The following is an 11,003-nucleotide window of genomic DNA, read 5'->3' on the forward strand; positions in this document are numbered from 1 at the left end:
GAAACGCGCATCACGGAGAGAAAAACGTCGAAATGGCGGAGGCCTGTGATAAGCTCTCGCGCATGTTTTCGTCTTCAGTCGGGCGACGATTCACGGGGATTGTGGCTGGTGTGCTGGTGCTCCTAACGTTCGATGCGGGGCAGGTACCGGCCACATCTCCCGATCAGCGTGCACCGGCCGGATTCCGCAACGCGAAACCGGGCTACGTGTATCGCTTTCCCTTCGACCACGGCACGCATGACGACTTCCGCACTGAATGGTGGTACTACACTGGCCACCTGCGGACAAACGACGGCCGCCGTTTTGGCTATCAGGTGACCTTTTTCCGGCGCGCTGCGGATCTGGAGAAAGTGGCCGGCAATCAGTCCGCATGGGCGATTCGCCATCTCTATCTGGCCCACGTGGCTCTGACCGACCCTGATGGAAAGCGGTTTCGCTACGCGGAAAAAATCAGTCGCGCCGCCCTCGGCAAGGCCGGTGCGGAAGCCGGACGGCTCCACGTTTGGCTCGACCACTGGTCGGCCGAGGCGGCCCCGTCGTCGCACGGGCCCCACCGCCTGCTTGCCGGCGGCGAGGACTTTGCGCTCGATCTGACGGTCACCCCGGATCAGCCGCCGGTCGTGCACGGCGAGCACGGCGTGAGCCGCAAGGGGGCGGCCCCACATGAAACCTCCCATTATTATTCGTTTCCGCGCCTGATGACGACCGGGGTGGTCACGGTTGAGGGGAAGTCCTACACGGTCGATGGTTTGAGCTGGATGGATCACGAATTCGGCTCGGGCGATCTGGGTCCAGACCTTTCTGGATGGGACTGGTTCAGTCTCCAGTTGGCCGATAACACCAGCCTCATGCTCTACTGCCTGCGCCGGACTGACGGTTCACTTGCCCCAGCTTCTAGCGGAACGGTGATCTTCCCCGATGGCCGAACGCGGCACCTTTCGTATGCTGATGTACAGGTGGAGACGCTCGCGCATTGGTTGAGTCAGACGAGCGGCGCGAGGTACCCGAGCCGCTGGCATATGACGGTCCCCTCGCTGACATTGGACGTCGAGCTGCGCCCGCTACTGGCCGATCAAGAATTGGTCACTGTGCATAGTACGCAGGTGACCTACTGGGAAGGCGCGGTCACGGCTTCTGGCACGCAGCGAGGGGCAGCCATCACCGGACAGGGCTATGTCGAGCTGACTGGTTACGCCAAGCCAATAAAAAAGCGTCTATGATGACGCACATGCTTTTGCATATGCGACACATTTTGCAGTTGTTTGCGTATGCCTCTCTCCTGGTTTTGGCGGCCTGCGGTGAGGGCAGCGAAGCGGTATCCTCCATCGCGTTGCATCCTACCAACGCCAGCATTTTCTATGTTGCTACAAACGACGCCGTCTTCAAAACGCGCGATGCTGGCGAGACCTGGGAGAAATTGTCCTCCTTTAGTTCGCGCCGGGTGACAACCGTCTCAGTCGACCCGCAACTGCCCGCCACTGTCTATGCCGGCACGATGGGAGACGCCGTCTACAAGAGCCCTGATGGCGGGCAGCACTGGCTACCGCACAACGTCGGATTAAAAGAGCATGTCTCCTACGTCAATCAGTTCGTCTTTCATCCGACCCTGAGCGAGACCATCTATCTCGCCACAACCGTCGGCGTCTTTCGCACAACCGATGGCGGACGCGAGTGGGACGAGCAGATGGCCGGCATGAAGGAGGTGCACATTGTCGTGACGATGGCCATGGACCCGCGTAATCCCAAGCTCCTCTACGCCGGGACGACCGGCGGCGCCTACCGCAGCCGCGATGGCGCAGTTTCCTGGAAGAAGGTTAACAAGGGGCTGATCCCAGAAGACCTGCTGGACGCCTCACTTGCACTCGGCGTCAACACGCTCATAGTAGACCCGGTGAACACGAGCACCGTCTACGCCGGCACGACCAAGGGGCTCTTCAAAACAACGAACGAAGCAGAATCCTGGACACGCATCGGCGAATCCCTGCCCGACCAATACGTCAGTTGCATCGCTGTGCATCCGGGACAGCCCACCACGCTCTACGCCGGCGGCCGTGCCGGCGTACAGAAAAGCACAGACGGCGGAAAGACCTGGCAGGCGATGAACCAGGGGCTTGAGACGCTAAACATCCGGACGCTCGTTATGAGTCCGCGCGATCCGAACCTCCTCTATGCGGGCACCAACGGCAGCGGCCTCTACCGTTCGACTGACGGCAGCGCCAACTGGACGCGCGTCCCGCTGACGGGGCAGGCTGCGGCGTCAGCCGCGCCTGCGCAGGGTTATTAAATGGCGTTGCTCCTTCTGATCCGCCACGGGGAAACCGACTGGAACCGCAGTGGCCAGATCATGGGTGAGCGCCCGGTACCGTTGAATCAGAACGGCATCACACAGGCAACCCGGCTGGCCACCCGGTTGAGCATCCTCACCTCGCCGCACCTCTATGCCAGCCCGATGACCCGCGCGAAACAGACGGCGGAGATTCTCACCGCCGCACTGCGCACGACGGTCAACGAAGAGCCCGATGTGCGGGAGATTAGCATGGGCCAATGGGAAGGACGCTATTGGAACGAGTTCGATGGGCATCCGGCTCGGCGTGACTGGAGCATCTCGCCCAAGGATGCCCGAGCGCCAGGAGGCGAAACCCTGGCGGAGGTTCAGCAGCGGGCGGTGGCAGCGACGGTGCGCCTCCTGGGACGGAAGGAGAAGGGGCCGACTCTCATCGTCACGCATGCGGATGTCATCAGAACGATTGTGGCGCACTACCTAGAGACAGATCTCCAGACGGTGCGCCACATGCAGATCGACCATGCCTCGGTAACCGCGCTCGCGATCACTGAGTCGTCGGGCAAGCTTTTATGTTTAAATTCCCTGCCCGACCTCAACTGGCTGAAATGAATTAATACCCGTCTTTCTTGCCCTCTTTCCCTTGCATCGCCTCGTGGCCATGGCCGTGCGTATACCGGCCGCGTGCGGCGTTGAGGTTGTCCGTCAGCGCCTTCCACTCGTCGGCCGTCAGCATCTCCTTGATCTTGAATCGGATTGCGAGGATCTTAGCTCCGGTCCGCATGCGGCCGTTGTTCAACTCGTCGAGAATTTTCGTGAACTCCTCCGGCGCAGCGTTGTAGTTGGCGTTGAGCTCATAGAGTTTCTGATGTTGCTCGCGACCGGCCTTGTAGGACTGCCGGGCCTCCTCCATGATCTCGACGATCGCCGCCTGCACCTGCTTGGCCTTCTCGGGATCCGGCACGGCCTTCTGCACCGCCTCAGCCATGGCCTGCTTGCCCCGCTCCGACGCCGCGGCGCGGTTGCCCTCGCCATAGTGCTGCATGCCGTGATGGCTGCAGCCGGCGGTCGCCAGCATCAATCCTGCGATCACTGCGAATGACTTGATCAGATTCATGAACGTGCCTCCTTGAAAATCCATCGACTGTTCGATGCGGTTACTCTAACACAGGGAACGCACGCGGGAACAGGGGAGGGAACGATGAGAGGATTGCGCGGCTTACCGCGCGGGAGCAGCCGCCATCGCCGGCGCGTGACCCATCGTCACCACGGTCGCTGGCTTCACCTGCGCGGACCCGGAGACCGGCTCAGACTGCACGAGGGTCCAGCAATCTGGCTGGCGGAGAATCGTTTCGACAAGTTTCGTGTGGAGCGCGTGCCCTGATCGGTCAGCCGTGATGTGCCCGATCACCGGGAGGCCCAGCAGCGCCACGTCGCCGACCAGGTCCAGCACCTTGTGCCGGACGAATTCGTCATTAAAGCGCAGGCCAGACTCGTTCATCACGCCCTTCTCCGTCAGCACAACGGTGTTCTCCAGCGAGCCCCCCTTGGCAAGCCCTCTGGCCCAGAGCATCTCGACTTCCTGGAAGAAACCGAATGTGCGCGCCCCTGCGATCTCCCGCTCGAAGGCCTCCACCGACCAGTCGAACGTATAGGTCTGCGTCTTGATCAGCGGGTGGTCGTACTGGATCGTATAGGTGATCCTGGTGCTCGCCGCCGGCTTGATCTGCACGCGCTTGCCGCGATCGCTCACTTCAATCGGCTTGATGATTTTCAGGAACGGCTGCCGCTTGTTCTGCGGGACGATCCCAGCATCCTTGAGTAATTTCACGAAGGGCGCCGCGCTGCCGTCCAGGACCGGCACTTCCGGCGCGTTCACTTCGACGTAGGCATTGTCCACTTCGAGGCCGACCAGGGCAGAGAGCACGTGCTCGATCGTCTTGATCGAGGTGCCGTTCACGCTGATCGCCGTGCAGAGTTCGGTCGCGAGGAGATTGCAGACAGAGGCTTTCACGAACACCGGTTCGCCTTCACCGCGACGGACGAACACCAGCCCGGTGTCGGGCGCTGCGGGAGCAATGGTAAGGGTGACGGGAAGCCCGGTATGGAGCCCAATCCCTTCACAGCTGATCGTGCGCGCTAACGTGTGCTGCGGTCGCATAATTCCTCGATAAAAACCCATCTAATTTAGAGCAACGTACGTGCCAGTTTTTTGACCACGCACTATGATTGTAACCGCTTGATTTTACATGAATTATTTTTGCATGACCATGGTAGATTGTTGCAAAAAAATGACATCTGTTGCTTTTTTCATCGAGGAGCATTTTTAACGAGTTTAAGGCCGCCCCCGGCCACCTCCAGAACTGTAAGTTCATCTACCCTTTCTTGACCTTCCATTGTCAGGGTAGCAAGGGGGATGCTAGAGTGCCCTCCGTTGGATTGCCCCTCGCTGTGCTCCTCAGCTGGAAGGAAACGACGATGGAGCCGAATGAGCGCCTGATTGCCAAAAAAGAGGACTGGGCGAAAGCCAAGCGGGGCCTGCTGGAAGATGGCGTTGCGCAGGACTACCGTGAGCGTGCTGAACGGCTGCCGCCCGGCCAGCATCAGGTCCAGACCTGGCCGGTCCTGGACCTCGGCATCCATCCAGATTTGTCGCTCGACGAGTGGACCCTCACCGTCAGCGGCCTCGTCGAGCACCCGTTCACCTGGACATGGGACCAGATGCTGGCTCAGCCACAGGTCGAGCTGGTTACCGATTTTCACTGTGTCACGACGTGGAGCACCTTCGACAACGCCTGGGAAGGCCTTCTGTTCAAACACATCGTGCGGGTGGCCAAACCCACGCCCAGGGCAAAATTCGTCTACTTCACCGCCTACGATAACTATTCGACCAACCTGCCGCTTGAAGCCTGCGACGATGACGATGTGATGCTCATCCACCGCTGGAATGGCAAGCCGCTCCCGAAGGAGCACGGCGGCCCGCTCCGTATGCATGTCCCCAAGCGCTACGCGTGGAAGGGCGCGAAGTGGGTAAAAGAAATTGTTTTTCTGGAGAACGACAAGCCGGGCTACTGGGAGGTGCGCGGGTATTCAAACACCGCGCTCCCCTGGGAAGAGGACCGGTACGCGTGAGGTCTTTCCTCCCTCTCTCTTGGGAAGAGGGCGCTTTCCGCAGCCGTTACGGCCGCGGCTCGAGATCAATAATCCCCTTCCGAATCGCCAATATCGCGGCCTGCGTGCGGTCATAGACTTGCAGCTTGTGGAAGATGTTCCGCACGTGGTTCTTAACGGTCTTTTCGCTCAAATCCAGACTGTTCGCAATCTCCTTGTTCGTCTTGCCGTCGGCGACCAGCCGCAGCACCGTGATCTCGCGCTCTGTCAGATCGTGCTCCACCCCCAGCCGCTTCTTGCCCTTCCCCTGAGCGAGCAGTGAAAACTCCGCGAGGATCTTGCTTGCCACGGAGGGATGAATGAGCGACTCGCCACGGTAGACGGCACGGATGGCCGAAACGATCTGCGAGGAATCGGTGTCCTTGAGCAAATAGCCGGTGGCACCTGAGCGCACGAGGTCGAAGATATACTGCTGCTCCTCGTACATTGTGAGCGCGATGATGCCGATGTGCGGAAACTCCCGCTTGACGATGCGCGTAGCTTCCACACCACCCATGCGCGGCATGCTCACGTCCATCAAAATAACATCCGGCTCCAGCGCGCGGGTTTTTTCAACCGCCTCCTGCCCGTCCTGCGCCTCGCCGACAACCTCGATGTTCTCTTTGGTTTTAAGGATGGACGAGAGGCCTTCACGCACCACGCGATGATCGTCCGCAATCAAGACTTTAATTTTTTCCATTCCGTCCGGCCTCCTTCTTTTCCACCAGTGGCACGGTAATCAGCACCCGCGTGCCCTTACCCTTTTTCGATTCAATGACGGCTGTGCCACCGACCAGCCGCGCGCGCTCCAGAATACCCCGCAGCCCAAAATGGTCCCACTTCTCGGGATCACGGGAGACAGATTCGACGTCGAACCCGACACCGTTGTCCATGATCGTCGCCGTGAGATTCTCCTTGCCGATCGAGACCTGTACGGCCACACGGTCTGCCTTGGCATGCTTCTGTACGTTGCTGACCGCTTCCTGGATGATGCGGAATAGAAAGACCTTGGTTTTTGGGAACAGCGTGTTCTCGTCGCCGGCCAGCGAGAATTCTGTTTTGATGTGGCACTGCGATTCATAGGCCTTCAGATAGGTCGTCAGCGCCGGGATCAGCTCCATCTTGTCGTAATGGACTGGGCGCAGATTGAAGATGACCTGCCGTGCCTCCTGGATGGCCATCTTGAGCTCGGCCTTTGTCTGGCGGAGCGTCTCGTCGGCAGCCGTGATGTCCTTCGTCAATTGTTCCTGGCCAAGATCCAACTTGAAGTTTAAGCCGGCGAGGTGCTGCACGAGGCCGTCGTGGATTTCGCAGGCGATCCGTGTCCGCTCCTCGGACACGGCCGACTCGGATTCCTTCACATAGAGGCGGTAGAGCGTCTGGTAGCGATTGAGCGTCTTTTCGATTTCCGCTGTGGCCCGGATGCGCGCCTCGATCAGCTCCCACATGAACTTGGCGCTAGCTCCACCGATGATCGTGACTCCCATGCGATGGAAATCCAGCAGTACTCGCCCGACCGCCTGGCTGCCGCTGACGTCAATGACCAGGTCCACCCGCTCCATTTCAAGCAGTTTGCGGTAGTCGCGCGTGACAGGAATGCGCAGCCGGTGCGCCAGTCTGATGCCAGGCGCTTTCAGATTGACCTCGGCGATGCCGACGATGCGGACGAGCGGATCCGGCGCGAAGATTTCCATGAGCGCTGTGCCGCCCCGGCCGGCGCCAATGATCGCCACATGCGTGGCCGACATAGCGGCGCGCGCCTTCGCCAACGGACGCCGCCTGCCTTTGGTTTTGACCGTCGCCATGTGCGTGAGCTTGCTCCTTCGCGCGGGATCCCGCGGGCCACACACTTTACCACGATCGCACAGGAGGGGAAATCGAAAGGACTTACTTCTTCTCGCGCTCGCGGGCCAGAGTCTTCAGCTCGTCCATGAACTGGTCGATGTCCTTGAACTCGCGATATACGGACGCGAATCGGACGTAGGCAACCTGATCCAGATTGTGCAGCTCTCGCATGATCTCTTCGCCGATAGCCCGGCTTTTGATTTCGGTCTCGCCCATTTCCTGGAGCCGCTTTTCGATCCGGTCCGTCACCGCCTCGGTCGTGGCCACACTGATGGGACGTTTTTCGCAGGCTTTCTTGATGCCACTGAGAATCTTGGCGCGGTCGTAAGGCTCGCGCCGCCCGTCCTTCTTGACGACCATCGGCAGACTTTCCTCGATGCGCTCATAGGTGGTGTAGCGGCGCTTGCACGAGAGGCATTCGCGGCGGCGGCGAATCAATTCGCCTTCTTTCGCCATGCGCGAATCGACGACTTTATCTTCCAAATCGTCACAGAACGGACACTTCACGGGCGACCGCCCCCGTCAAGGTTCAACGCGACGCCTTGTAGGCGTAAATGAACGGGAACTTCTTGCACAGCGCCTTAGCGTCGGCGCGGACTGTCTTTTGCACGGCGGCATCCTGCGGTGCCTGGATGACACGATCTATCAGCGCCACGATCTTGGCCATATCCTTTTCCTTCATGCCTCTCGTGGACACGATCGGCGAGCCGATGCGGATACCGCTGGCCACAGCTGGCGGCTTCTCATCATAGGGAACGGCGTTCTTGTTCACAATAATGCCGGCGGCGTCCAGTGCGGTCTCGGCGTCCTTGCCGGTCACGTTCTTGTTGCTTAGATTGATCAGCATCAAATGGGTGTCTGTCCCACCTGAAACGACCTGATAGCCTCGCTCCATCAGACTGGCCGCCAGCGCCCTGGCATTCGCCAGCACCTGCTTCTGATAGCTCTTGAACGAGGGGGCAAGCGCTTCCTTGAAGGCCACGGCCTTGGCCGCGATCACGTGCATCAGCGGCCCTCCCTGCATGCCGGGGAACACGAACTTGTCCACTGCCTTGGCGTGCTCGGCCTTGCACATGATGACGCCACCACGCGGCCCGCGCAGCGTCTTGTGCGTCGTCGTCGTCACGAAATCGGCGTAGGGGACCGGACTGGGATGCAGCCCCGCGGCGATAAGGCCCGAAATGTGCGCGATGTCTACCATCAAATAGGCGCCGACGGACTTGGCAATCTGGTGGAACCGGGGAAAGTCCAGCGTGCGCGCATAGGCGCTCGCGCCGACCACCAGCATGCGTGGGCGGCACTGTTCGGCCAGCTTCTGCACTTCATCGTAATTGATCCGCCCGGTCTCGCGTTCTACGCCGTAGAAAAACGACTGAAAGAGTATGCCGGAGAAATTCACCTTGCTCCCGTGCGTCAGATGTCCGCCCTGCGCCAAGTTCATGCCCATAATCACATCGCCTGGCTTGAGCACGGCTAAAAAGGCCGCCATGTTCGCCTGTGAGCCGGAGTGCGGCTGGACGTTGACGTGCTCGGCGCCAAAGACCTGCTTGCAGCGCTCGATGGCGAGGCTTTCGACGGTGTCCACGTACTGGCAGCCCCCGTAGTACCGCTTGCCGGGATAGCCCTCGGCATATTTGTTGGTCATCAGAGAGCCCTGCGCGGCAAGGACCGCGGGGCTGGCGAAGTTCTCGGAGGCGATTAGGAGGAGTTTTTCTTTCTGGCGGGCTTCCTCGGCCTTGATCGCGGCGTAGACGGCCGGATCGGACTTTTTCAAGGCCTGCATGGACGCTTCGGCATCACTCATGGCTTACTCGTCCTTGCCTTTTTTCTTTTTCTCTTTCTTTTCAATCACCTCGTGCTTCTCGGCCTTTTCGTGCTTGTCGTGCTTCTCGTGTTTCGCTTTTTTGTCGTGCTTCTTGTGCTCGTCGTGGCCCTCGGCCGCCTCGTCGGTTGCAGCCTCCTCGTGATGTTTCACGACCTCGACCGTCACCGTCGCCGTGACGTCGCGATGCAGCTTCACCGGCACCACCACCGACCCGAGCGCCTTAATTGGCTGCGCGAGATGGATCTTCTTGCGGTCCACCGTCACGCCCTTCCCGGCCAGCCCCTCTTCGATATCCTTGCTCGTGATTGAACCAAAGATCTTGCCATCCTTGCCGGCCTTCACCGTGAAGCTCAGCGACACGGCAGAGATTTGTTTCGCAAAGGTCTCCAGTTCGAGCCTTTCCTTGCGAGCCTTCTCGGCCACGATGCGCTTATGGTGCTCGAATTCCTTGACATTCCGCTCATTGGCTTCAATCGCCTTCTTGCGGGGGAGCAGATAGTTGCGGGCAAAGCCGTCGGACACCTCCAGTACGTCACCCAGGTGTCCCACGCCCTCGATGTGTTCCTTCAACAGCACTTTCATGTGGCGTAACTCCTTCTGTGTGAAGGCGAAATGATACGGACTCGGTCGGGCAAAAGTCAATCAAGGAATGGGCCAAAAATCGCTGATTTTTGGAGGGCCACCACAAGATTCTGTGGTGCGCGAATTGCTCAAACAACACAAAACTGGCGGACTTTTTCACCGTCCTGCTATGATGCGTGCAATGAAACTCTCTGACCTGCTTTATTATTATAGTCGCGCGCTGGCCGAGGAAAGCCGGGCAGTGCTGAATCGCAACGGCGACACACCGATTGCCTCCCCAAACGGCCGGCAGATGGCGGCCGTCGGCACACTCTTACTCTATAAGATAGCCCTGCCGGCTGGCACGCATCTGCCGGAAGATTTGCCGGTCAGTCTCGTGCCGGGTGACACAGCAAGCGACCTCGAACCGACGGAAGGCGTCGTGATCGGCCACGCCCCCGACGCGGCACTCGTTCAAACCTACGAATCGCTTGGCCAGAACGTCGGCCCCACGACCATCGTCCCTGATGCGGCCGGGTTTGTTCAGACCGTTTCGCAGCGACTGTCCATTATGGCCACCCAGGCCGACAAGTTCACACTGGGGCCCGCCGAGCGTTTGATCCCCTGGCTCCATCCGGACGAAACGGCCCGTACCCGCACGGCACCCGAGTCCGCCGCCCTCACAACCTATTGGACCGACGACCTAGCTGAACGCCGGAGCAAGCTCATCCCGTTGATTGTCACGCTGGCCCGCAACAACAAACGGCTGCTCGTCATCAGCCCGGACCACCGGCGGTCGGACGAATTAACCGGCCTCATCGCCCGCGCGCTCAAGTATGCGCCGCTCCCCTATAAGAGTCTCATCACGCGGTACGAAATGCCGGTGGAGAAGACCGTCGCCACCATCGCGCTTGGCGAGCTCGGCTTCGAAGCACAGATGCACCAGTTCTATGCTCGGTCGCGCGCGGACAAGGCGGCCCTGCGCAAAAAGTACGAGCGGTTCCGTGAACTCACCCCGCTGCTCGCCTACAAGGCGGAGAAACAGCGCGATTTAAATGAGGTCCGACTGCTCGAATGGCGGCTGGTCACGCAGATGACTGATCTACAAACGAAGATCAAAGCGAACACTGAAACACTGGCAGCCTATGAATCGCTGCCGTTGATGAAACGGCTGGCCATGCAGACCGTCGGCAGGAACATGACGTCACTGCCAGAATATAATCGGCTCCACGAGCAGCAGATCACGGAGGTGAAAGTTGAGCTGGACGAGGCGCAGCGCCGGATCGCTGCGTTGACGCCGGAAGCCGCCATTCCAAAAGACCTGAAGCCGGAATACAAGGA

12 protein-coding genes are annotated in these 11,003 nt (G+C 59.8%); 5 read left to right on the top strand and 7 right to left on the bottom strand.

Translation table 11 applies throughout. The features are described 5' to 3' along the window. The first annotated feature begins 62 nt into the window (after window positions 1–62). Genes FJ248_05550 through FJ248_05560 form a run of 3 tightly spaced genes read left to right on the top strand, consistent with a single transcriptional unit; the run spans window position 63 to window position 2,893 of the window. Window positions 63–1,220 carry a carotenoid 1,2-hydratase gene (locus FJ248_05550; GenBank protein MBM4120351.1) on the top strand — a complete coding sequence of 386 codons (1,158 nt, stop codon included), beginning with the start codon at window positions 63–65 and terminating at the stop codon, window positions 1,218–1,220. Continuing rightward, the gene (locus tag FJ248_05555; GenBank protein MBM4120352.1) at window positions 1,217–2,284 is read left to right on the top strand and encodes a hypothetical protein; all 1,068 of its coding nucleotides are present in this window, start codon (window positions 1,217–1,219) and stop codon (window positions 2,282–2,284) included. Before FJ248_05550 ends, FJ248_05555 begins: the two co-directional genes overlap by 4 nt. Further along, window positions 2,285–2,893, top strand: a complete 609-nt coding sequence (locus FJ248_05560; GenBank protein ID MBM4120353.1) for a histidine phosphatase family protein — start codon at window positions 2,285–2,287, stop codon at window positions 2,891–2,893. Between the two features lies 1 nt (window position 2,894). Here FJ248_05560 and FJ248_05565 read toward each other — a convergent pair whose 3' ends face one another. Both FJ248_05565 and FJ248_05570 read right to left on the bottom strand, forming a co-directional pair. After that, entirely contained in the window at window positions 2,895–3,398 is a 504-nt protein-coding gene (locus FJ248_05565; GenBank protein ID MBM4120354.1) for a hypothetical protein, read from the bottom strand. Window positions 3,399–3,500: 102 nt separating this feature from the next. Continuing rightward, entirely contained in the window at window positions 3,501–4,463 is a 963-nt protein-coding gene (locus FJ248_05570; protein MBM4120355.1) for a UDP-3-O-acyl-N-acetylglucosamine deacetylase, read from the bottom strand. 296 nt (window positions 4,464–4,759) lie between these two features. Here FJ248_05570 and FJ248_05575 point away from each other — a divergent pair, with 296 nt between their 5' ends. Beyond that, on the top strand, window positions 4,760–5,413 hold the full coding sequence (locus FJ248_05575) for a sulfite oxidase-like oxidoreductase (GenBank protein MBM4120356.1): 654 nt from the start codon (window positions 4,760–4,762) through the stop codon (window positions 5,411–5,413). 46 nt (window positions 5,414–5,459) lie between these two features. Here the strand turns inward: FJ248_05575 and FJ248_05580 are convergent, their stop codons facing one another. From FJ248_05580 to FJ248_05600, 5 genes are all read right to left on the bottom strand, one after another. Continuing rightward, window positions 5,460–6,131 (bottom strand): response regulator transcription factor, encoded by a 672-nt coding sequence (locus FJ248_05580; GenBank protein ID MBM4120357.1) that lies wholly within the window; start codon window positions 6,129–6,131, stop codon window positions 5,460–5,462. Further along, window positions 6,118–7,236 (bottom strand): hypothetical protein, encoded by a 1,119-nt coding sequence (locus FJ248_05585; GenBank protein ID MBM4120358.1) that lies wholly within the window; start codon window positions 7,234–7,236, stop codon window positions 6,118–6,120. Before FJ248_05585 ends, FJ248_05580 begins: the two co-directional genes overlap by 14 nt. Before the next feature lie 82 nt (window positions 7,237–7,318). Then, a complete protein-coding gene (nrdR, locus tag FJ248_05590) occupies window positions 7,319–7,783 on the bottom strand; it encodes a transcriptional repressor NrdR (protein ID MBM4120359.1) in 465 nt (154 codons plus the stop codon). Between the two features lie 22 nt (window positions 7,784–7,805). Further along, a complete protein-coding gene (locus tag FJ248_05595; GenBank protein MBM4120360.1) occupies window positions 7,806–9,059 on the bottom strand; it encodes a serine hydroxymethyltransferase in 1,254 nt (417 codons plus the stop codon). Between the two features lie 24 nt (window positions 9,060–9,083). Then, window positions 9,084–9,683 (bottom strand): 50S ribosomal protein L9, encoded by a 600-nt coding sequence (locus tag FJ248_05600; protein MBM4120361.1) that lies wholly within the window; start codon window positions 9,681–9,683, stop codon window positions 9,084–9,086. Between the two features lie 181 nt (window positions 9,684–9,864). Between FJ248_05600 and FJ248_05605 the strand changes: the two genes are divergently transcribed. After that, on the top strand, window positions 9,865–11,003 hold a 1,139-nt coding region (locus tag FJ248_05605), incomplete at its 3' end, for a hypothetical protein (GenBank protein MBM4120362.1).

Source organism: Nitrospira sp. (assembly GCA_016873435.1).
GTDB lineage: Bacteria > Nitrospirota > Nitrospiria > Nitrospirales > Nitrospiraceae > VGXF01.